Annotated in this window: 20 protein-coding genes, 1 pseudogene and 1 riboswitch; of the genes and pseudogenes, 14 read left to right on the top strand and 7 right to left on the bottom strand. The window is 68.5% G+C overall.

Annotation, left to right across the window (positions count from 1 at the left end):
- Window positions 1-215: 215 nt before the first annotated feature.
- Window positions 216-1,856 carry a gamma-glutamyltransferase family protein gene (locus ABY44_RS13070; RefSeq protein WP_060174901.1) on the bottom strand — a complete coding sequence of 547 codons (1,641 nt, stop codon included), beginning with the start codon at window positions 1,854-1,856 and terminating at the stop codon, window positions 216-218.
- Between the two features lie 221 nt (window positions 1,857-2,077).
- On the opposite strand from ABY44_RS13070, the gene ABY44_RS13065 reads away from it, so the two are divergent.
- Window positions 2,078-2,857 carry a DeoR/GlpR family DNA-binding transcription regulator gene (locus tag ABY44_RS13065; RefSeq protein WP_027789189.1) on the top strand — a complete coding sequence of 260 codons (780 nt, stop codon included), beginning with the start codon at window positions 2,078-2,080 and terminating at the stop codon, window positions 2,855-2,857.
- 303 nt (window positions 2,858-3,160) lie between these two features.
- Window positions 3,161-3,358, top strand: a complete 198-nt coding sequence (locus ABY44_RS13060; RefSeq protein ID WP_021160166.1) for a hypothetical protein — start codon at window positions 3,161-3,163, stop codon at window positions 3,356-3,358.
- 96 nt (window positions 3,359-3,454) lie between these two features.
- Here the strand turns inward: ABY44_RS13060 and ABY44_RS13055 are convergent, their stop codons facing one another.
- The gene (locus ABY44_RS13055) at window positions 3,455-3,823 is read right to left on the bottom strand and encodes a hypothetical protein (protein ID WP_027789188.1); all 369 of its coding nucleotides are present in this window, start codon (window positions 3,821-3,823) and stop codon (window positions 3,455-3,457) included.
- Window positions 3,824-3,985: 162 nt separating this feature from the next.
- Between ABY44_RS13055 and glpD the strand changes: the two genes are divergently transcribed.
- From glpD to ABY44_RS13040, 3 genes are all read left to right on the top strand, one after another.
- On the top strand, window positions 3,986-5,509 hold the full coding sequence (gene glpD, locus ABY44_RS13050; RefSeq protein WP_060174900.1) for a glycerol-3-phosphate dehydrogenase: 1,524 nt from the start codon (window positions 3,986-3,988) through the stop codon (window positions 5,507-5,509).
- Between the two features lie 106 nt (window positions 5,510-5,615).
- Window positions 5,616-7,118 carry a glycerol kinase GlpK gene (gene glpK, locus ABY44_RS13045; RefSeq protein ID WP_060174899.1) on the top strand — a complete coding sequence of 501 codons (1,503 nt, stop codon included), beginning with the start codon at window positions 5,616-5,618 and terminating at the stop codon, window positions 7,116-7,118.
- An 82-nt stretch (window positions 7,119-7,200) separates the two neighbouring features.
- A complete protein-coding gene (locus ABY44_RS13040; protein ID WP_021160162.1) occupies window positions 7,201-7,917 on the top strand; it encodes an MIP/aquaporin family protein in 717 nt (238 codons plus the stop codon).
- A gap of 81 nt (window positions 7,918-7,998) precedes the next feature.
- On the opposite strand, the gene ABY44_RS13035 is transcribed toward ABY44_RS13040, so the two are convergent.
- Entirely contained in the window at window positions 7,999-8,244 is a 246-nt protein-coding gene (locus tag ABY44_RS13035) for a hypothetical protein (protein WP_431641272.1), read from the bottom strand.
- 4 nt (window positions 8,245-8,248) lie between these two features.
- Here ABY44_RS13035 and ABY44_RS13030 point away from each other — a divergent pair, with 4 nt between their 5' ends.
- The gene (locus ABY44_RS13030) at window positions 8,249-8,935 is read left to right on the top strand and encodes an HAD family hydrolase (protein ID WP_060174897.1); all 687 of its coding nucleotides are present in this window, start codon (window positions 8,249-8,251) and stop codon (window positions 8,933-8,935) included.
- 106 nt (window positions 8,936-9,041) lie between these two features.
- On the opposite strand, the gene ribB is transcribed toward ABY44_RS13030, so the two are convergent.
- The 3 genes from ribB to ABY44_RS13015 form a co-directional block, all read right to left on the bottom strand.
- Complete coding sequence (ribB, locus tag ABY44_RS13025; protein WP_027789183.1) at window positions 9,042-9,752, bottom strand: 3,4-dihydroxy-2-butanone-4-phosphate synthase; 711 nt, start codon at window positions 9,750-9,752, stop codon at window positions 9,042-9,044.
- A 118-nt stretch (window positions 9,753-9,870) separates the two neighbouring features.
- Window positions 9,871-10,019: riboswitch (FMN riboswitch) on the bottom strand.
- A 188-nt stretch (window positions 10,020-10,207) separates the two neighbouring features.
- Window positions 10,208-10,900: a helix-turn-helix domain-containing protein gene (locus ABY44_RS13020; protein WP_060174896.1), complete on the bottom strand. Its 693-nt coding sequence runs from the start codon at window positions 10,898-10,900 to the stop codon at window positions 10,208-10,210.
- A gap of 184 nt (window positions 10,901-11,084) precedes the next feature.
- Window positions 11,085-12,272, bottom strand: coding sequence for an MFS transporter (locus ABY44_RS13015; protein WP_060174895.1), 1,188 nt, complete (start codon window positions 12,270-12,272; stop codon window positions 11,085-11,087).
- Between the two features lie 145 nt (window positions 12,273-12,417).
- Between ABY44_RS13015 and ABY44_RS13010 the strand changes: the two genes are divergently transcribed.
- The 8 genes from ABY44_RS13010 (at window position 12,418) to lnt (ending at window position 20,739) form a co-directional block, all read left to right on the top strand.
- The gene (locus ABY44_RS13010) at window positions 12,418-13,350 is read left to right on the top strand and encodes a LysR family transcriptional regulator (protein WP_027789181.1); all 933 of its coding nucleotides are present in this window, start codon (window positions 12,418-12,420) and stop codon (window positions 13,348-13,350) included.
- 218 nt (window positions 13,351-13,568) lie between these two features.
- Window positions 13,569-14,942, top strand: a complete 1,374-nt coding sequence (gene miaB, locus ABY44_RS13005; protein ID WP_027789180.1) for a tRNA (N6-isopentenyl adenosine(37)-C2)-methylthiotransferase MiaB — start codon at window positions 13,569-13,571, stop codon at window positions 14,940-14,942.
- Between the two features lie 25 nt (window positions 14,943-14,967).
- Window positions 14,968-16,014 carry a PhoH family protein gene (locus tag ABY44_RS13000; RefSeq protein ID WP_059699926.1) on the top strand — a complete coding sequence of 349 codons (1,047 nt, stop codon included), beginning with the start codon at window positions 14,968-14,970 and terminating at the stop codon, window positions 16,012-16,014.
- 147 nt (window positions 16,015-16,161) lie between these two features.
- Window positions 16,162-16,938, top strand: a complete 777-nt coding sequence (gene ybeY / locus ABY44_RS12995; RefSeq protein ID WP_048025976.1) for an rRNA maturation RNase YbeY — start codon at window positions 16,162-16,164, stop codon at window positions 16,936-16,938.
- A 12-nt stretch (window positions 16,939-16,950) separates the two neighbouring features.
- Entirely contained in the window at window positions 16,951-17,583 is a 633-nt protein-coding gene (locus tag ABY44_RS12990; RefSeq protein WP_119338110.1) for a gamma-glutamylcyclotransferase, read from the top strand.
- A 73-nt stretch (window positions 17,584-17,656) separates the two neighbouring features.
- Entirely contained in the window at window positions 17,657-17,806 is a 150-nt protein-coding gene (locus ABY44_RS12985; RefSeq protein WP_166742007.1) for a hypothetical protein, read from the top strand.
- Between the two features lie 304 nt (window positions 17,807-18,110).
- Entirely contained in the window at window positions 18,111-18,998 is an 888-nt protein-coding gene (locus ABY44_RS12980; protein WP_021160150.1) for an HlyC/CorC family transporter, read from the top strand.
- Window positions 18,999-19,050: 52 nt separating this feature from the next.
- The gene (lnt, locus tag ABY44_RS12975) at window positions 19,051-20,739 is read left to right on the top strand and encodes an apolipoprotein N-acyltransferase (RefSeq protein WP_060174893.1); all 1,689 of its coding nucleotides are present in this window, start codon (window positions 19,051-19,053) and stop codon (window positions 20,737-20,739) included.
- Between the two features lie 78 nt (window positions 20,740-20,817).
- Here lnt and ABY44_RS12970 read toward each other — a convergent pair.
- Window positions 20,818-21,689 (bottom strand): annotated as a pseudogene (locus tag ABY44_RS12970) (hypothetical protein); the annotation flags it as partial.

Genomic DNA, 21,689 nt, shown 5'->3' with positions numbered 1-21,689 from the left:
CCATGCTGGCATCTTAGCCGGACTTTGACGTTCGTGCTCCAGAGCACTGACCATACCTGACACGCGCAGTTCCACGACGTCTGTTGCCGTTCGTTAGACGAGTCCTTCAAACCGCTTGCGCCCGCTCGACGATACGGGCCGCGACAAACGAAACGGGCGGCCGTCCGGCCGCCCGTGAAGCGCTGGAAATGCCGGTGAAAGCCGGCGGCAATCCGTCAGAAACCTGCCGCCAGGCCGTCGCGCCGGCTGTCGCTCGCGGCCACGTAGCCGCGCTCGCGATCGTCGCGGTCGAGACGCCAGATGAACTGCCCGGAACCGAAATCCATGTAAGGATCGTCGATCGACTTGATCGTATGGCCGCGCGCGGCCAGCGCATCGACGGTCGCGCGATTCATCGTGGCCTCGACGTCGAGCGTGAAGTCGCGGTTGACCTTCCAGCGCGGCGCATCGCAGGCGGCCTGCGGTTGCTGCCCGTAGCCGAGCATCCGCACGACGGTCTGCAGGTGCCCCTGCGGCTGCATGTCGCCGCCCATCACGCCGAAGCTCATCACGGCTTGCGTGCGGCCGTCGGCCTCCTCGGTGACGAACGCCGGGATGATCGTGTGGAACGGCCGCTTGCCGCCCGCGACGACGTTCGGCGACGCCGGGTCCATCGAGAAGCCGTGCCCGCGATTCTGCAGCGCGATGCCGGTGCCGGGCACGACGAGCCCCGAACCGAAGCCCATGTAGTTCGACTGGATGAAGCTCACCATCATCCCGCGCTCGTCGGCCGCCGACAGGTAGATCGTGCCGCCCGAATGCGGCCGGCCGGCGCCGAAGTGCGTCGCGCGCGCGGGATCGATCAGCTTCGCGCGTTCGGCGAGATACGCGTCGTCGAGCATCTGTTCGGGCGTGACCTCCATCGCGCGCGGATCGGCAACGTAGCGATAGACATCCGCGAACGCGAGCTTCATCGCCTCGATCTGCAGATGCTGCGAGTCGACCGAATCGACCGGCCATTCCGTCACGCCCGCGTGCTCGGCGATCCCGAGCGCGATCAGCGCGGCGATGCCCTGCCCGTTCGGCGGGATCTCGTGGATCGTGTGACGGCCGAAGCGCTTGCCGATCGGCTCGACCCATTCCGGCCGGTACGCTCGCAGGTCGGCCGCGGTCAGCGCGCCACCGCCTTCGCGCGAGAACGCGGCGATACGCTCGGCGAGCGCGCCCTCGTAGAACGCGCGGGCCCCCTCCTTCGCGAGCGTGCGCAGCGTCTGCGCATGACCGGGCAGGCACACGCGCTCGCCGACGAGCGGCGCGCGGCCGCGCGGCATGAAGGTCTCCGCGAAGCCCGGCAGCCCCTGCAGCTCGGGCACGGCGGCCGCCCACTTGTGCGCGACGATCGGCGGCACCGCATAACCGCGCTCCGCGATCTCGATCGCCGGTTCGAGCAGGTCCGCGAACGGCAGCGAACCGAACTTCGCATGCAGCGCTTCCCAGCCCGCGATCACGCCCGGTACGGTGACGGTGTCCCAGCCGCGCGTCGGCTTGTTCGCGATGCCGTTCGCCGCCTCGCCGTGGCGCTGGCGGAAATAGTCGACGTTCCACGCAGCCGGCGCGACGCCCGACGCGTTCAGCCCGGACAGCCGCTCGCCGTCCCACACGAGCGCGAACGCGTCGCCGCCGAGCCCGCACGACACGGGCTCGACGACCGTGATCGCAGCCGCGGCGGCCAGCGCCGCGTCGACCGCGTTGCCGCCCTTCCACAGCATCCGGAGCCCGGCCTGCGCGGCGAGCGGGTGCGACGTCGACACGACGTTGCGCGCGAACACCGGAATGCGGGTCGTCGGATACGGGTTGTGCCAGTTGAAGCCAGTCATCGGTTCCACCTCGTCGAAAGCTGAATGAAGCGCCGGGCGCGCACCCGCGCGCGCGGGCAGTCCGCCATTGCAGCGCGATCAGCGCAATCGCACAAATTCATTTGTCACATGAATCAATGCAATTTCCGCATGAATTGCAGGCGCCCCTGCCGGCCATACCGGCCTAACGGCGTTGCCGCCCTTACAATACCCGCTCCGTCTCACGACACGACCACCGAGCCATGACCCGAGATCCCCGCCTCACCCTCAACGCGCGCCAGCAGGAACTGCTCGAATGGGTGCAGCGCGACGGCTTCGTGACCGTCGACGATCTCGCCGCGCACTTCGCGGTGACGCCGCAGACGATCCGCCGCGACGTGAACTGGCTCGCCGACCTGAACCTGCTGCGCCGCTATCACGGCGGCGCGAGCCTGCCGACCAGCTCGGAGAACGTGTCGTACACGGCGCGCCAGCGGATGTTCCATGACGAGAAGCGGCGCATCGCGGCGCTCGCGGCGTCGCACATTCCCGACCAGGCGTCGCTGTTCATCAACCTCGGCACGACCACCGAGGAAGTCGCACGCGCGCTGAACCGCCACCACGGGCTGCACGTGATCACGAACAACCTGAACGTCGCGTCGATGATGAGCGGCTACCCCGACTGCGAGGTGCTGATCACGGGCGGCATCGTGCGGCCGTGGGACAAGGGGATCGTCGGCGAGCTCGCGATCGACTTCATCCGCCAGTTCAAGGTCGACTACGCGATCATCGGCACGTCGGCGATCGAGGCCGACGGCACGCTGCGCGACTTCGACACGCGCGAGGTGCGTGTGGCCGAGGCGATCATGCAGCATGCGCGCACGGTCTACCTCGTCGCCGACCATTCGAAGGTCGGCCGCCCGGCGCTGGTGCGCCAGGGCCACCTGAGCCAGGTGCATGCGCTCTTCACCGACAAGCCGCTGCCGCCGGAGATGGCCGACGCGGTGGCGACCGCCGGCACGCAGGTGTACGTCGCGGAGTGACGGCCGCGATGCTGCACCGCACCTGAAACTTCAAGTGAAATCAAGAAGTTGCCGCTGCGAGCAAACCGCTTGCGCGGGGCCCGGCTGTCAAACGGAAAATTAACGGGGCACGATTTGTGGTTGCCCGCATGCTCGACTAGACTCCAGTTCCCCGGCCCGTCCGACCGTTCCGCCTGTGCCAGGGCGCGGACGAATGGCATGGCCGGCGAATGCAGCTTTTCCCCCCAAACCATACCCCGCTGGGTATCGCGCGTCGGCAGGTGCGCCGGCCGCGCGGGCTGACTGGTCGCCATGGAGAGAACGATGCTGAGTCCGCATGAATTCGCCACGCTATTGCTTGTGAAGGACGCTCCCGATCAAACCTCGATGGATCGGGACGAAATCGACGCACTGCTCGAACAGCAGCTCGTCCGCCTGGAAGGGCTCGGATCGGGGCGCAAATACTGCGTGACCGAAACCGGCGACGCCGCGCTGCGATCCATCAAATACCGCTATTCGTAAAACCACACCGTTGCCGACCTGACCGCGCGGCCCGAATTCCGGGCCGCGCGGCCGTTCCTGCTTCCTCGCTTCCCCGCCTCGTCGCCCTCAGCTGCGTCAGCCGCCGCGCAGCGTCGGATCGACCGCCGCCCGCCAGCTGATGGCCTGCGCGCGCGCGCCGTTGAAATACGCGATCCAGCCGGCGCGCGCCGCCGCGTCGGGCGCCGCGTAGTGCGTCGAAAGTTCGTTTACGAACGCACAATAGTTCGCTTCGGTCAGCCCGCGATACCGTTTCGCCACGTACGCGTCGTACAGCGTCGAATAGACCGGCTGCGCGTCCGCGCCCCAGTCGCGCGCCGCGCCGCCGCACGACGTCTGCAGGTCGACGAACGACGGCGTGCGCCAGTTGCCGACGAGCGGCGGCATACCGGCACTGCACCCCGCCAGAAGGACGGCGCACACGCCGGCCCACATCCCAATACGCATGATTCACCTCGCGAAACGGTCGATTCCGCCAGTATCGTCCGGGATCGCACGGCGCGCTACTGGCCCCGCTTTATCGAACTTTACTTTTTCGATTTCGTTCGTTAAATTTCGAATTCGAACATTTTCTGTTCAACCATTTCCCTCAGACGATAAGGACAGCAGGTGACCCAACCGAATCGCTACGATCTGCTCGTCGTCGGCGGCGGCATTAACGGCGCGGGCATCGCGCGCGATGCGGCCGGCCGCGGCCTGTCGGTCCTGCTCTGCGAGCAGGACGATCTCGCGTCGCACACGTCGTCGTGCAGCACGAAGCTGATTCACGGCGGCCTGCGCTACCTCGAGTACAACGAGTTCGGGCTCGTGCGCAAGGCGCTGCAGGAGCGCGAGACGCTGCTGCGCGCGGCGCCGCACATCATGGGGCCGCTGCGTTTCGTGATGCCGCACATGCCGAACCTGCGTCCGGCCTGGCTGATCCGTCTCGGCCTGTTCCTCTACGATCACCTCGCAAAACGCGAACTGCTGCCCGGCTCGCGCGGCATCGACATGCGCCGCCATGCGGCCGGCGCGCCGCTGATCGATTCGATCAAGCGCGGTTTCGTCTATTCGGACGGCTGGGTCGACGACGCGCGCCTCGTCGTGCTGAACGCGCTGGACGCGAAGGAGCGCGGCGCCGAGATCCTGACGCGCACGAAGCTGGTATCCGCCGAACGTCGCGGCGACGAATGGGAAGCGCGGCTGCAGAACACCGACGGTTCGATCCGCGTCGTGCATGCGCGCGCGATCGCGAACGCGGCCGGCCCGTGGGTCGGCGAACTGCTGCACGGCGCGCTCGGCCGCGGCGCGCATCACAGCGTGCGGCTCGTGAAGGGCAGCCACATCGTCACGCGCCGCCTGTTCGATCACGATCACGCGTACATCTTCCAGAACCCGGACAAGCGGATCATCTTCGCGATTCCGTACGAACACGATTTCACGCTGATCGGCACGACCGACGTCGAATACACGAGCGATCCCGCGAAGGTCGCGATCGATCGCGACGAGACGCAGTACCTGTGCGATTCGATCAACCGCTACTTCAAGCGCAAGATCTCGCCGGCCGACGTGCACTGGACCTACTCGGGCGTGCGCCCGCTGCTGGAAGACGAGAACGCCGCGAACGCATCGGCTGTCACGCGCGACTACCGCCTCGAAATGGACGAAGGCGCGGGTGCGCCGCTGCTGTCGGTGTTCGGCGGCAAGATCACGACGTTCCGCAAGCTCGCGGAAGAAGCCGGCGACATGCTGAGCCGCGCGCTCGGCCGCGACGCGAAGACCTGGACGGCCGGCGTCGCGCTGCCGGGCGGCGACATCGCGAACGCGAAGTTCGACGTGTTCGCCGCCGCGTTCGCGAAACGCCACCCGTGGCTGCCCGCCGCGCTCGCGCGCCGCTACGCACGTGCATACGGCACGCGCGCGGAGCGCGTGATCGACGGCGCGAAGTCGCTCGCCGATCTCGGCACCGAAATCGCCCCGGGCATCCACGACGCCGAGCTGCGCTACCTGCGCGACACCGAATGGGCGACCTGCGCGCAGGACGTGCTGTGGCGCCGCTCGAAGCTCGGCCTGCACGTCGCGCCGGGCACGCTCGACGCGGTGACGGCCGCGGTCGACGCGTGGTTCGCCGCCGCGCACGCGCCGCAGGCCTGACCCGAATGCAGTAGCAGTTGCCGTACCGACGTTGACTCACCGACGCGCCGCCCCACATGCGGCGCGCATCACAACTAAGCCAAATCCACGGATGGAGATGAGAGACATGCAGGATCAGTACATCCTCGCGCTTGACCAGGGCACCACGAGTTCCCGCGCGATGCTGTTCGATCGCCAGGGCAATATCGTATCGATCGCCCAGAAGGAATTCGAGCAGATCTACCCGCAACCCGGCTGGGTCGAGCACGACCCGCAGGAAATCTGGTCGACGCAAGCCGGCGTCGCCGCCGAAGCCGTCACGCGCACGGGCCTGAACGGCACGTCGATCGCCGCGATCGGCATCACCAATCAGCGCGAAACCACGATCGTCTGGGATCGCGAGACCGGCCAGCCCGTCTACAACGCGATCGTCTGGCAGGATCGCCGCACGGCCGACTTCTGCGATTCGCTGAAAGCACAGGGCCTCGAGGCGAAGGTGCGCGCGAAGACCGGCCTGCCGATCGACTCGTACTTCTCCGGGACCAAGATCCGCTGGATCCTCGACAACGTGCCGGGCGCACGCGAGAAGGCCAGGCAGGGCAAGCTCGCATTCGGTACCGTCGACAGCTGGCTCGTATGGAACTTCACGAAGCATGAACTGCATGTGACCGACGTGACGAACGCGTCGCGCACGATGCTGTTCAACATCCACACGCGCGAGTGGGACAGCGAACTGCTCGAGCTGCTCGACATCCCGCGCAGCATGCTGCCGGACGTGAAGGCATCGTCGGAAATCTACGGTCACACGAAGACCACCGTGTTCGCGTCGAAGATCCCGCTCGCGGGCATCGCGGGCGACCAGCAGGCGGCGCTGTTCGGCCAGATGTGCACGCAGTCCGGCATGGTGAAGAACACCTACGGCACCGGCTGCTTCCTGATGATGAACACCGGCGACAAGCCGATCGAATCGAAGAACAACCTCGTCACGACGATCGCCTGGCAGATCGGCGACAACGTGCAGTACGCGCTGGAAGGCAGCATCTTCATCGCGGGCGCGGTGGTGCAGTGGCTGCGCGACGGCGTCGGCATCATCAAGTCGGCCGCCGAAATCGAGGCGCTCGCCGCGAGCGTGCCGCACACCGACGGCGTCTACCTGGTGCCCGCGTTCGCCGGCCTCGGCGCGCCGCACTGGAACGCACGGGCGCGCGGCTCGGTGTTCGGCGTCACGCGCGGCACGACCTCCGCGCACCTCGCACGGGCGGCGCTCGATTCGATCGCGTACCAGTCGCTCGACGTGCTGGCCGCGATGGAAGCCGATTCGGGCATCAGCATCGGCGAGCTGCGCGTCGACGGCGGCGCGAGCGCGAACGACCTGCTGATGCAGTTCCAGGCCGACCTGCTCGGCGTCGACGCGGTGCGTCCGCAGATCACCGAGACGACCGCGCTCGGCGCGGCCTACCTCGCGGGCCTCGCGATCGGCTACTGGAAGAACCTCGACGAAGTGCGCAGCCAGTGGCAGCTCGATCGCCGCTTCTCGCCGTCGATGCCGAAGGAGCAGGTCGAAGGCTGCATGGCCGGCTGGCAGCGCGCGGTACGCGCCGCGAAGGCGTGGGCCGACGATACCCAGTAATCGTCAGCCATCCGGACGAAATACAACAACACCGGCGGACCGCGCTCGCGCGCGAGTCCGCGATGACATACGAGAGACAACCATGTCACCTTATATTGCAGAGTTCATCGGCACAGCGATCCTCGTGCTGCTCGGCAACGGCGCGGTCGCAAACGTGCTGCTTGCAAAGACCAAGGGCAAAGGCGCGGACCTGATCGTGATCGTGATGGGCTGGGCGATGGCCGTATTCGTCGCCGTCTACGTGACCGCGTCGTTCAGCGGCGCGCACCTGAACCCGATCGTCACCATCAGTCTCGCGCTCGCGGGCAAGTTCGCGTGGTCGAAAGTCGGCGGCTACATCCTCGCGCAGATGCTCGGCGGGATGGCGGGCGCCCTGCTCGTGTGGCTCGCGTATCGCCAGCACTTCGCGAAGGAAGCCGATGCGGACCTGAAGCTCGCGGTGTTCTGCACGGCGCCCGCGATCCGCAGCGTCACGCACAACGTGCTGACCGAAGCGATCTGCACGTTCGTGCTGATCCTCGGCGTGCTGTACCTCGCGTCGCCGCAGGTCGGCCTCGGCGCGCTCGACGCGCTGCCCGTCGGCCTGCTCGTGCTCGGCATCGGCATTTCGCTCGGCGGCCCGACCGGCTATGCGATGAGCCCCGCGCGCGACCTGTCGCCGCGCATCATGCACGCGCTGTTGCCGATCCCCGGCAAGCGCGACAGCGACTGGCGCTATGCATGGGTGCCCGTCGTCGGCCCGCTGCTGGGCGGCGCCGCGGCGGCCGGCCTGTACCTGCACCTGCACGCGATGGCCTGATCGCGGCCTGACCGAAGCGCGCGGCCGACACCGCCGCGCGCTTCATGCTCCTTTCTTCGCGTCTCCCCCGCCACGTTCACGCTACTGGTCGCCCCCGGCCGACACCGGCGAATTCCGCCTCACGCCCGCATCCGCCACGGCCGCCGGGTTCACGTCGCTCCCGCGTTCGACCAGCATGCCCGCCACGCGCATTTCCTCGACGAATCCCGCCGCACGGCCGAATCCGCGCACGGCATCGGGAAAACTTGCCGATGCGTCGCGCGGCACGCGCGTGAAAGCACGTATGATGGCGAATTGATCTGCGTCGCCGACATTCCGCTTCTTCACCACCATGCTCGATCACCTCATCTGCGACTGCGACGGCGTGCTCGTCGACAGCGAAGTCATCGCCGACCGCGTGCTGCTCGAAACGCTGTCCTCCACGTTCCCGAACATCGATTTCGAAGCCGCCGCGAAGTCGGCGTTCGGCCAGCAGACGTCGCGCTTCCTGACCGGGATCGAATCCCGCTTCGGGATCGAGATGCCCGCCAACTTCATCGAAACGATCGAGCACAACATCGAGAGCGCGCTGGCGCAATCGCTCGCGCCGATCACCGGCGTGCGCGACGCGCTGCTGCAGGTGAGCCTGCCGGCGGCCGTCGTGTCGAACAGCCGGCTCGCGCGCGTGCGCAGCTCGCTGAAGCGCGCATCGCTCACCGAGATCTTCGGCGATCGCGTGTTCAGCTCCGAGCAGGTGCCGCGGCCGAAGCCCTACCCCGACGTCTACCTGCATGCGGCGCAAACGCTCGGCGTCGCGCCGGCGCGCTGCATCGTCGTCGAAGACAGCGTGTCCGGGCTGAATGCCGCGCGTGCGGCGGGCATGAAGACGATCGCGTTCGTCGGCGCGAGCCACATCCCCGACAACTACGCGGACGCGCTGCGCGCGATGGGCATCACGCGGATCATGCGCAGGATGGACGAGCTGCCGGCGTTCGTCGAAGCCGGCATGCGCGGCGAATTCGGGGACGTACAGTCCTGACGGTCGTTCAGGCCCGGTCAGGCTGACCGGGCCTGTCCGGCGTGCGCCGCTTCACGCACGCCGTGCCACGGGCGCATGAACGCGCCCGCTTTCCCCTTCCCTTCACTCAGGCCGGTTCGCAGCAGCGCTCGCGCGCGGCGGCCAGCGCCTCGCGGAACTCGACGAGTTCCGCGATCGTCAGCATCGGCAGCCCGTGCCGCTGCGCGAAACGCTCGACATCGTCGCCGCGCGTCATCGTGCCGTCGGGATTCATCAGCTCGCACAGCACGCCGGCCGGCTTCAGGCCCGCGAGGATCGACAGGTCGACCGTGCCTTCGGTGTGACCGCGGCGTGCCAGCACGCCGCCCGGCTGCGCACGCAACGGAAACACGTGGCCGGGGCGCACGATGTCGTGCGGCTTCGCCCCTTCGGCGATCGCCGCGCGGATCGTCGTCACGCGATCGGCCGCCGATACGCCCGTATGCACGCCTTCGCGTGCCTCGATCGAGACGGTGAACGCGGTGCCGTTGCGGCTCTCGTTGGTCTGCACCATCGGCGGCAGCTCGAGCGCGCGCACCGTGTCGTCGGTCAGGCACAGGCATACGATGCCGCTGCACTCGCGGATCAGCAGCGCCATCGTCTCGGGCGTGATGCGCTCGGCGGCAACGATCAGGTCGGCTTCGTTCTCGCGGTCGTGGTCGTCCTGCAGCACGACCGCACGGCCTGCGCGCATCGCATCGAGCGCGGCGGCGATACGCGGCGGCACCGGTTCGGAATCCAGCAACGGGAGATCGGCAAAGGCGTCGGCAGGTGCCGACGAAACGGACATCAAGGACATGTGAAACGCTCCTCGCAAATACGGTTTGGGCGAAAAACGTTTCAGGGCATTGCAAACAGACAGAACGACAACCCGCTTCGCACATGTGGCGAAGCGGCCCTGGCGGACATGACTATCTGCACATCTTCTCTCATCCGGACTGTGACCGTCGGCTCTGGCATTCGACCAGATCTGCTGACCCCGCGCGGATGCGCGGGCGCTCGCGGGCTCGCCGGCTTACGCCAGCCTACCGCCGGTGGGGAATTTCGCCCCGCCCTGAAGACGCACTGATTGCCGGACGGGACAACCCCGTCAGCGGCGGGCCAAGCATACAACAGCTGCGCGCGCGGCGCAGTGAACTCCAGCTAAAACCTTACCGACGACCCCGTCTAACGGCATCGTCCGAACGGCCGACGGACGACCCGCGATCCCGCGCGAACGACGGGAACGCGGTCCGCGCCGGGCGGCCTGCGCGATCAGCCGGCCGCGTGCGCGGCATGTGCCGCATCGGGCACGAGCCAGCGCGGCGGCACCTCGGGGCTCACCGTCACGCGAAACGCGCGCGCCTCGCTGTCGCCCGGGTTGCGCAGGCTGTACGGCTGGTCGGCATCGAACACGATCGCATCGCCGGTCGCGAGCAACTGGCGGCGGTCGTGCACGCTGACTTCCAGCGTGCCCTCGCTGACGACGAGGTTGACCGTCGTGCCGGGCGCGCGGCGTGCGCCGGGCTCCGTGTGCAGCGGCGCGATCCGCAGCTCGTGGAATTCGGCCGCGGCCGGCTCGCCTTCCGGATAAAGCGCGCGCGCCGAGAAGCGGCCGTTCGAGCTGACGACGCGCGACGCGCGCTCGGCCGCCAGGTGCTCGAAGCCGTTCACCGCATGGCGGCGCAGGAAGGCGGCGACCGAAACCTTCAGCGCCGCGGCGATCTTGCAGAGGACCTTGATCGACGGCACGCTGCGCGCCGACTCGACCTGCGCGAGCATCGCGCGCGACACGCCGGACAGCCGCGCGAGCGCATCGAGCGACAACTGCCGCTCGGCACGCAACCGCGCGAGGTTCACGCCGACGACCTGCTCGAGAACATCGAGCGACGCGGACGCCCGCGCATCGGCGGCATCGCCGGACTCGAAGGAAGACACGTCGCGCACGAGCGCCAGGGATGAAGACATAGCATTGCCTCCGGGCCGCTGTGCGGCCCTGCGTATGGGGTAAGCCGGGATGGGGAATCGGGTTGCGCCAGCAACGGCGCGTATCGAAACGCTATCACCCGGCCTTGCACCGGCAAACGAAGTTATCTTCACACCGTTATCAGCATCGCGGAGGAATGCGTTTCTCGCGCCCCGTTTCCTGCCGCTATCGCGTCGCGCCGCGGGGCTCGCTCATTGCGCCGCCGGTGCCGCACCGCGTGTCGAGCCGCATCGCGAACCATGTGACGACGAGCGCCGCGAACGTCACCGCGACGGCGACCCACGGCAGCGCATCGAGCGCGAGGCCGTGTTCCAGCGCAAGGCCGCCGAGCCACGCGCCGCCCGCATTGCCGACGTTGAACGCGCCGATGTTGAGCGTCGACGCGAGATGCGGCGCGCTCGCGGCCTTCTCGACCATGCGCGCCTGCAGCGGCGGCACCGTCGCGAACGCGGCGATCCCCCACACGAACACGGTGACGGCGGCCGCGACCGGCAGGTGGCTCGTCTTCGCGAAGACAGCCATCACGGCCATCAGCGCGACGAGGATCGCGATCAGCGACGGCATCAGCGCGCGGTCGGCGAACTTGCCGCCGAGCGTGTTGCCGATCGTCAGCCCCGCGCCGAACAGCACGAGGATCAGCGCGACCGAGCGCGGCGAGAAACCCGACACGGTCTCGAGAATCGGCGCGATGTACGTGAACACGACGAACACGCCGCCGAAGCCGAGCACGGTCATCAACAGCGCGAGCCACACCTGCGGCTCCTTCAGCACGCGCACTTCGTGGCCGAGGCCGACCGGCCCGCTGTCGTGACGGTTCGGCACGAGCGCGGCGACGCCGCCGAGCGCCAGCACGCCGAGCACGGCGACGATCCAGAACGACGCGCGCCAGCCGAGCAGTTGCCCGACGAACGTGCCGAACGGCACGCCGAGCACATTCGACAGCGTGAGCCCCGTGAACATCAGCGCGATCGCGCTCGCGCGCTTGTCGGCCGGCACTAGCGACGCGGCGACCACCGCGCCGATCCCGAAGAACGACCCGTGCGCGAACGACGTGACGACGCGCGCGACCATCAGCATCGCGTAGCCGGACGCGGTCGCGCACAGCACGTTGCCGACGATGAAGATCGCCATCAACAGCTGCAGCGCGGCCTTACGCGGCATGCGGCTCGTCAGCACCGCAAGCAGCGGCGCGCCGGCCGCGACACCGAGCGCGTAGCCGGTGACCAGCAGGCCGGCCGACGGCAGCGACACGGCCAGGTCGTGCGCCACTTCGGGCAGCAGGCCCATGATGATGAACTCGGTGGTACCGATGGCGAAGGCGCTGATCGCAAGCGCCAGTAACGGAATGGGCATGACGTTCTCCGAAAAGACGGCGGACGCGGCGTCCGGTCGGTGCCGCACCGCACAAAAGGCAGGATGTGCGCATTGTCCCGAAGACATCGATATTTGATAATTGGCGTGGCGCTTGAACCATTTTCAAATATTTCTGGAAAATCGCATGGACCGACTGGGCGATATCCGGCTGTTCGTCGAGGCGGCCGAACTGGGCAGCCTGTCCGCCGCCGGGCGCAAGCTGAACCTCACGCCGGCCGCCGCGAGCGCGCGCCTCGCGAAGCTCGAGGCGGCGGTCGCCACCCGGTTGTTCGACCGTTCGACCCGGCAGTTGCGGCTCACCGACGAGGGCCGCCTGTACCTGAACGGCTGCCGGCAGGCGTTGCAGGCGCTCGACGACGCAAACGCGCTGCTCCAGGCCGGCCGCAACGTGGTCGCCGGCCGGGTGCGGCTGTCGGCGACGTCCGATTTCGGCCGCCGCCGGCTGCTCGACTGGCTCGACGAATTCAACGCGCTTCACCCGGACGTGACGTTCTCGCTGACGGCGTCCGACTCGACGGTGAACCTGTGGCAGGACGAGATCGACCTCGCGATCCGCTTCGCCGCGCCGCCCGACGGCGCGCTGATCGCCCGCCGGCTCGCCGCGGACCGGCGCGTGCCGTGCGCGGCGCCGTCGTTCGTCGAACGCCACGGCGTGCCGCGCGATCCGCACGATCTGGCCCGCTTTCCATGCAACGTGATCACGGTCGCGTCCGGGCCGATGAACACGTGGCGCTTCACGCGCGGCGACGACACGCAGACCTGCACGGTGCCGCTCGCCACCGCGTTCGAGACCAACGACGGCGGCCTCGCCCGCGAATGGGCGCTGCGCGGCCGCGGCATCGTGCTGAACTCGATCTGGGATGTCGCCGACGACATCCGCGCCGGGCGGCTCAAGGTCCTGCTGCCCGACTGGCGGCACCAGAGCGCGCCGCTGCACGCGATCTATCCCGGCAAGCGCTACATGGCGCCGCGCGTGCGCGTGCTGCTCGACTTTCTCGCCGAACGCTTCGCGCGCGAGGAAGCCGCGCACGACGACCTGCTGAACGCGTGCCGCTGACGGCCGGCGCATCGCGGCTCGAGGGTCGGAACGCGCCGGCCGGCGTCGCGCGGCCGCAACCCGCCGCCCGTCCCGGGCAGCGTGAAAAGCTATAATGGAAAGCTTTCCCGACGGCTTTTCACATGCCGGCTGCGCGCCATCCGCGTGCAGCGCGCGCGGCCGTCCCGATTCACTCTTGACGACGCCCCCAGGTCAACCACTGCGAACGGCGAATCCCCATGACCAAGAAAGTTTACGTAAAGACCTTCGGCTGCCAGATGAACGAGTACGACTCGGACAAGATGGTGGACGTGCTGAATGCGGCCGAAGGCCTCGAAAAGACCGACACGCCGGAAGACGCGGACATCATCCTGTTCAACACGTGCTCGGTGCGCGAGAAGGCGCAGGAGAAGGTGTTCTCCGATCTCGGCCGCGTGCGCGAGCTGAAGGAAGCGAAGCCCGGCCTGCTGATCGGCGTCGGCGGCTGCGTCGCGAGCCAGGAAGGCGCATCGATCGTGTCGCGTGCGCCGTACGTCGACCTCGTGTTCGGCCCGCAAACCCTGCACCGCCTGCCGCAGATGATCGACGCGCGCCGCGAGAGCGGCCGCGCGCAGGTCGACATCACCTTCCCCGAGATCGAGAAGTTCGACCACCTGCCGCCGGCGCGCGTCGAGGGGCCGAGCGCGTTCGTGTCGATCATGGAAGGCTGCTCGAAGTACTGCAGCTACTGCGTGGTGCCGTACACGCGCGGCGATGAAGTGTCGCGTCCGCTCGACGACGTGCTGACCGAAGTGGCCGGCCTCGCCGATCAGGGCGTGCGCGAAGTCACGCTGCTCGGCCAGAACGTGAATGCCTATCGGGGCGCGCTGGCGGCCGGCTCGTCCGAGATCGCCGATTTCGCGACGCTGATCGAATACGTCGCCGACATCCCCGGCATCGAGCGGATCCGCTACACGACGTCGCACCCGAAGGAATTCACGCAGCGCCTGATCGACACCTACGCGAAGGTGCCGAAGCTCGTGAGCCACCTGCACCTGCCCGTGCAGCACGGCTCCGACCGCATCCTGATGGCGATGAAGCGCGGCTACACGGTGCTCGAATACAAGTCGGTGATCCGCAAGCTGCGCGCGATCCGCCCGGACCTGTCGCTGTCGACCGACATGATCGTCGGCTTCCCCGGCGAGACCGAGGAGGATTTCGACAAGATGATGGCGCTCGTGCACGAGATGAGCTACGACACCAGCTTCTCGTTCATCTACAGCCCGCGCCCCGGCACGCCGGCCGCGAACCTGCACGACGACACGCCGCGCGAGGTCAAGCTCAAACGCCTGCAACATCTGCAGGCGACCATCGAGGAAAACGTCGCGCGCATCAGCCAGTCGATGGTCGGAAAGGTCGAGCGGATCCTCGTCGAGGGCCCGTCGCGCAAGGACCCGAACGAGCTCGCGGGCCGCACCGAGAACAACCGGGTCGTGAATTTCCCGGCGCCGCTCGCGTCGCACCCGCGCCTGATCGGCCAGATGATCGACGTGAAGATCAACCACGCGTACCCGCATTCGCTGCGCGGCGAGCTCGTGCTCGTGAGCGACGACGCGAGCGCGGCCACGCACTGACGTTCCACTGGAGCCCGACGCCACTTTGAAGCCGACCCAAGCACTGGAATTCGTCGCGCCGCGCGACGACAACGCGCGCCTCGCCAACCTCTGCGGCCCGCTCGACGAGAACCTGCGGCAGATCGAACAGGCGCTCGACGTCACGCTGTCGCGACGCGGCCACCGGATCGCGATCCGCGGGCGCGGCGCCAAGCTCGCGCTCGCCGCGCTCGAGAACTTCTACAACCGCGCGCGCGATGCGCTGTCGGTCGACGACATCCAGCTCGCGCTGGTCGAAGTGCGCCACACGGGCGGCAACGGCCGCCAGGACACGATCGACGTGCGCTTCCGCGGCGACCCCGACCATCCGTTCGACGACCCCGTCGTCCAGCTCGACGCCAGCGAGCCGGACGAGGAGCCCGCGCCGAAGCTCTACACGCGGCGTGCCGACCTGCGCGGCCGCACGCCGGCGCAGCGCGAATACCTGAAGCAGATCCTGTCGCACGACGTGACGTTCGGCATCGGGCCGGCCGGCACCGGCAAGACCTACCTCGCGGTCGCCTGCGCGGTCGACGCGCTCGAGCGCGACCAGGTCAAGCGGATCGTGCTGACGCGCCCGGCCGTCGAGGCCGGCGAGCGGCTCGGCTTCCTGCCGGGCGATCTCGCGCAGAAGGTCGACCCGTACCTGCGTCCGCTGTACGACGCGCTGTACGACCTGCTCGGTTTCGACAAGACGGCGAAGATGTTCGAACGCCAGATGATCGAGATCGCGCCGCTCGCGTACATGCGCGGCCGCACGCTGAACCACGCGTTCATCATCCTCGACGAGGCGCAGAACACGACGCCCGAGCAGATGAAGATGTTCCTCACGCGGATCGGCTTCGGCTCGAAGGCGGTCGTGACCGGCGACACGAGCCAGGTCGACCTGCCGCGCGGCCACAAGAGCGGCCTCGTCGAGGCGCAGCAGGTGCTCGGCGGCGTGCGCGGCATCGCGCTCACGCGCTTCACCAGCGCGGACGTCGTGCGCCATCCGCTCGTCGCGCGCATCGTCGAGGCGTACGACGAATTCCACGCGCAGCACCAGGACGGCTGACCGGCCGGCGGCACCTGCACGCCGCCCCGGCCTGACAGCCCGGCCCGGCCCGCCAGACGGCGCGCCGGGCTTTTTTTCGCCTGCGTGAATTCGGGTGCGATCGGCCGTTTGGTGTATCCTCAACGCGTCCTAATCGCCGCACGCGTCATGAAATCCTCCCGTTCCCGCAAGTCCGGGCGCGCCCAGTCCGCCGCGCCCGCCTCCCCCCGCCTTTCGCTGTTCGATGCGAAAGGCAAGGCCCGGACCGTCAACGCGCAAGGGCTGCGCATCGACTTCCCCGACGGCCGCAGCCTGATGTTCGACCTGTCGGGCAGCTCCGGGGAAGCCGCCGTCGCGATCGTCGCGCAGCACAACGATCCGGCCATGCGCGCGAAGATCGCGCTGCAGCCCGAGCACTACGACAGCGTGACGCTGCACGTGGGCGCCGAGCCCGCACCGCGCGAGGACGACACCGAAGACGCACTGCGCGAGCCGGAGCTCGACCTGTCCGTGCAGTACGGCGACGAGATCACGAGCGACGTGCGCAAGACGCTGCCCAAGCGCAAGCTGATCGCCGAATGGCTCGAACCGGCGCTGTTCGCCAGCGCGCAGCTCACCGTGCGCTTCGTCGGCGAAGAAGAAGGCCGCACGCTGAACGCCGGCTACCGCCACAAGGACTATCCGACCAACGTGTTGACCTTCGCGTACGACGCGGCGCCCGACGGCACCGTGATCGGCGACCTCGTGCTGTGCTGCCCGGTCGTCGAGAAGGAAGCGCACGACCAGGACAAGCCGCTCACCGCCCATTACGCGCACCTGCTGGTGCACGGCGCGCTGCACGCGCAGGGCTACGACCACGAGACGAGCGACGAGGACGCAGCCGAAATGGAAGCGCTCGAAGTCGACATCCTCGCGAAGCTGGGCTTCCCGAACCCGTACCAGTAAGCCGTCCGCACGATGCGCAACGCCGCGACGCTCTCGCCCGCCTACCCGCCGTCGATCGGCGACGGGCGCCTGCTGACGGAAGACGAACTCGCGGCGTCGCTCGCGCACACGATGCGCGACTGGGACGGCCGCCAGGATCTGTGGCTGTTCGGCTATGGCTCGCTGATCTGGAACCCGGGGCTGCCGACCGTCGCAGCCATACGCGGCAAGGTGCACGGCTATCATCGCGGGCTCTACCTGTGGTCGCGCGTGAACCGCGGCACACCCGAACGCCCCGGCCTCGTGCTCGCGCTCGATCGCGGCGGCTCGTGCTCGGGCATCGCGTTCCGGCTCGCCGGCCCGACCGCGCAGCCGCACCTCGAAACGTTGTGGAAACGCGAGATGCCGATGGGTTCGTACCGGCCCGCGTGGCTGCCGTGTTCGCTCGAGAACGGCGAGCGCGTGAACGCACTCGCGTTCGTGATGCGCCGCGAAGCGCCGACCTATACGGGCAAGCTGTCCGACCCCATCGTCAAGGAAGTGTTCAGTTGCGCAGCCGGCCGCTACGGCACGACGCTCGACTACGTCAGCCGCACGGTCGACGCGCTGCGCGCGAGCGGCATCCCCGATCGCGCGCTGGAAGGGCTGCTCGCGCGATGCCGGTGACGCGGCGGCACGGCGCCCGGCTCGCCGCCACGCGCTGCCGCGCCGTGGCCGCATTCTTGCGAGGGCAAGACCGATGAAACCGTCTCGCTGGTCGCGTTGGAGGGTTGCCGCGCTGATCGTCGCCGCGAGCGTCGCGCTGTCCGGCTGCGGAATACTCGGCTGCGGCGGCGCCGCGACCAACGGCGCGGCCGCCGGCGGCTGCTCGGCCGGCATGCGGTTCTGAACCGCGGCCGGGCGAAGCCCGCGTGCGGCAGAATGCCGCCGCTCACTGCCTCGGCCGAACGCTTTTCCGCGTCACGGCTCCGCTTCCCCTCCGCACCCGTTTTTTTCGCCGCTGCCCTGCCGCCCTTTTCTGGGATAGGATGGACGCGAGGACGATGCCGCGCCCGGCGCGGCCGTCCGAGAGGGGGCCCGTACGCGCTGCCCACCCTGGCCGTGCGGCCGGTGTGACACGGTCGCGTCGTGCCCTTGGTGTATCCTTGCCTACTCCGTGACAGCGCGCTCCGGCATGACCCGGGCGCACCACCATGAACGATTCGTATCCCAGTCGTAAGCCAACCGACAAACCGCAAGAAAAGCGCTCGCTGCTCGAGCGCCTGACCGACTTCATCTCGCCCGAGCCCGAATCCCGCGGCGAGCTGCTGGAAATCCTCCAGGACGCCCACGAACGCAACCTGATCGACGCCGATTCGCTGTCGATGATCGAAGGCGTGTTCCAGGTGTCCGACCTGTGCGCGCGCGACATCATGGTGCCGCGCGCACAGATGGACGCGATCAACATCGCCGACAAGCCCGAGGATTTCATCCCGTTCGTCCTCGAAAAGGCGCACTCGCGCTACCCGGTGTACGAGGAGAACCGCGACAACGTCATTGGCGTGCTGCTCGCGAAGGATCTGCTTCGTTTCTACGCCGAAGAGGAATTCGACGTGCGCGGGATGCTGCGCCCGGCCGTGTTCATTCCCGAATCGAAGCGCCTGAACGTGCTGCTGCACGACTTCCGCGTGAACCGCAACCACCTCGCGATCGTCGTCGACGAATACGGCGGCGTCGCGGGCCTGATCACGATCGAGGACGTGCTCGAGCAGATCGTCGGCGACATCGAGGACGAATACGATTTCGACGAGGAAGCCGGCAACATCATCTCGGGGCCCGACGGCCGCTACCGCGTGCGTGCGCTCACCGAGATCGAACAGTTCAACGAGACGTTCGGCACCGATTTCCCGGATGACGAAGTCGATACGATCGGCGGGCTGATCACGCATCATTTCGGCCGCGTCCCGCATCGCGGCGAGAAGCTGCAGCTCGGCAACCTCGTGTTCGAGATCCAGCGCGGCGATGCGCGCCAGGTCCACGTGCTGCTGGTGCGCCGCAACCCGCTCGCCAGCCGTCGCGCCGAAACCTCGCACGAGGACTGACCGTCGCGCGCCAGCCGCGCGTTCCACAACCGCTCGCCCACTTTCGCTTCACATGGACGATCCGATCCTGTCCCGCCCGGCTGGCGGCCTTCTCGCGCCGCCTCCCGGGCGCGCGCTGCCGCGCTGGCACTACCCGGCCGCGCTGCTCGCCGGCGCCGCCAATACGCTCAGCTTCGCGCCGACGCCGCATGGCGGCTGGCTGCAACTCGTCGTATTCGTCTGTTTTTTCGCGCAGCTCACGCGCACCGCGAGCTGGCGCAGCGCCGCGCTCACCGGCGGCGCGTTCGGCTTCGGCAACTTCATCAGCGGCATCTGGTGGCTCTACATCAGCATGCACGTCTACGGCGAGATGGCCGCGCCGCTCGCGGGCGGCGCGCTCGTGCTGTTCTCGCTGTACCTGTCGCTGTACCCGGCGTTCTCCGCCGGGCTGTGGTCGTTCTGCGCAGGCCATGCGTGGCATCGCCGCACGCCCGACCCGAGGCCGTTTTCGCCGACCTGGCACGGCGCATTCGCATTCGCGAGCGCATGGGCACTCGGCGAATGGCTGCGCGGCACCGTCTTCACCGGCTTCCCGTGGCTCGCAAGCGGCTATCCGCAGGTCGACGGCCCGTTCGCGGGCTTCGCGCCGGTCGCCGGGGTGTACGGGATCGCGTGGGTGCTCGCGTTGTTCGCCGCGCTCGTCGTGCAGGCGCTCGCCGCCGCCCGGCCGTCGCCGCTCGCCGAACCCCGTGCCGGCAATGCGCGCGTACGCATCGCCGCGCCGGCCGGCATCGCGGTCGCGCTGATCGCGGCCGGTCTCGGGCTGTCGCAGGTCACGTGGACCGTGCCCGCGAACGCGCCGCTCACCGTGCGGCTGCTGCAGGGCAACGTGAAGCAGGACATCAAGTTCGAGGAAGCGGGCATCGACGCGGCGATCAAGATGTACACGCAGATGATCGTCGAGAAGCCGGCCGACCTGATCGTCACGCCCGAAACCGCGATCGCGGTGATGATCCAGGAGTTGCCCGAGCCGTTCGCCGTCGCGATCCGCAAGTTCAGCGACACGACGGGCTCGGCCGTGCTGTTCGGCGCGGTCGGCGCATCGGTGACCGAGGACGGCCACTACGTCGACTATACGAACAGCCTGTACGGCGTGACGCCGAATTCGCGCGACATCTATCACTACGACAAGCACCACCTCGTGCCCTTCGGCGAATTCATCCCGTGGGGCTTCCGGTGGTTCGTCGACCTGATGAAGATGCCGCTCGGCGACTTCGCGCGCGGCGCGCCGGTGCAGAAGCCGTTCCTCGTGCACAACCAGCCGGTGATGGCCGACATCTGCTATGAGGACTTGTTCGGCGAGGAAATCGCCGCGACGATCCGCGACAACCCGCAGCCGCCGGGCGTGCTCGTCAACGTGACGAACCTCGCGTGGTTCGGCGACACGATCGCGCTCGACCAGCACCTGCAGATCGCACGGATGCGCTCGCTCGAGACGGGCCGGCCGATGCTGCGCTCGACCAACACGGGGATGACGGCCGCGATCGATGCGCGCGGCCGCGTGCTCGGCCAGCTGAAGCCGTTCACTATCGGCTCGCTCGACGTGCGGATCGAAGGCACGAGCGGCTTCACGCCTTACGTGACGAGCGGCAACAACATCGTGCTCGCGGTGTCGTTCGTGCTGCTCGCGTTCGGCTTCACGTTCGGCCCCGGGCTGCGCCGGCGCAACGGCCGGAACAACGGCGACGCCCCGCAGCAATGATGCGGCACACCGCCGCCGCGCAGCGCGTGGCGGCGGCCGGCGCATGCAGCGGCCGTTGACCGCGAACCAGCCGGCCGCTCAGCCCTGCCGCGCCGACTCCGCCGACTCCGCCGCCTGAACCGGCTGCGCAGACAGGCGCCGCAGGTCGCGGCTCACCTTCTCCATCACCGGCTCCCACGCGCCGAACGCCGGCTGCCGGTACAGTGTCGCGGTCGGGTACCACGGACTGTCCGTGCGTTCGAGCAGCCAGGGCCAGTGCGGATTCACGTCGAGCAGCACCCACGTGCGCGCGCCGAGCGCGCCCGCCAGGTGCGCGACCGACGTGCACACGGTGATCACCAGATCCAGCGCGCCGATGAACGCGGCCGTATCGTCGAAGCTCGTCAGTTCCGCCGTGAAGTCCTCGATCGCGAAGCCGGCCGCGCGCGCCGCCGCGACATCCGCCTGCGCACCCGGCTGCAGCGAATGAAACGCGACGCCGTCGATCCCGCGGAACGCGTCGGCATAACGCTCGAGCCCGACGCGCCGGAACGGATTGCGCTGATGCCCCGCGCTGCCCGTCCAAACGAGCCCGACCTTCAGCCGGCTGTCGCCCGCGAGCCGCGCGCGCCACGCGTCGCGCGCGAGCGGATCGGCATGCAGGTACGGCACCGACGACGCGAGCGTCGACGCTTCCATGCCGAGCATCAGCGGCAGGCCGATCAGCGGTATTTCGTAATCGAAGGCGGGGAGCACGTCGACGCCGCCGCCCGCGCTGAACGCATCCGCATGCGCGCCGAGGCTGCGCTGCATCAGCGTGCCCACCTGCGGGAACGTATTCCATATGAGCCGGCCGCCCTCGCGATGCACGCGCTCGGCGAGCGGCGCGACGAAGCGGCAGAACTGCAGCACGTCGCCGAGCCCCTGCTCGCCCCACACGAGCAGCGTCTTGCCGGCGAGCGGCTCGCCCT

This window comes from Burkholderia sp. ZZQ-2 (assembly GCF_050768715.1).
Classification (GTDB): domain Bacteria; phylum Pseudomonadota; class Gammaproteobacteria; order Burkholderiales; family Burkholderiaceae; genus Burkholderia; species Burkholderia cepacia.
This window is presented reverse-complemented; position numbering and strand designations above follow the sequence as displayed.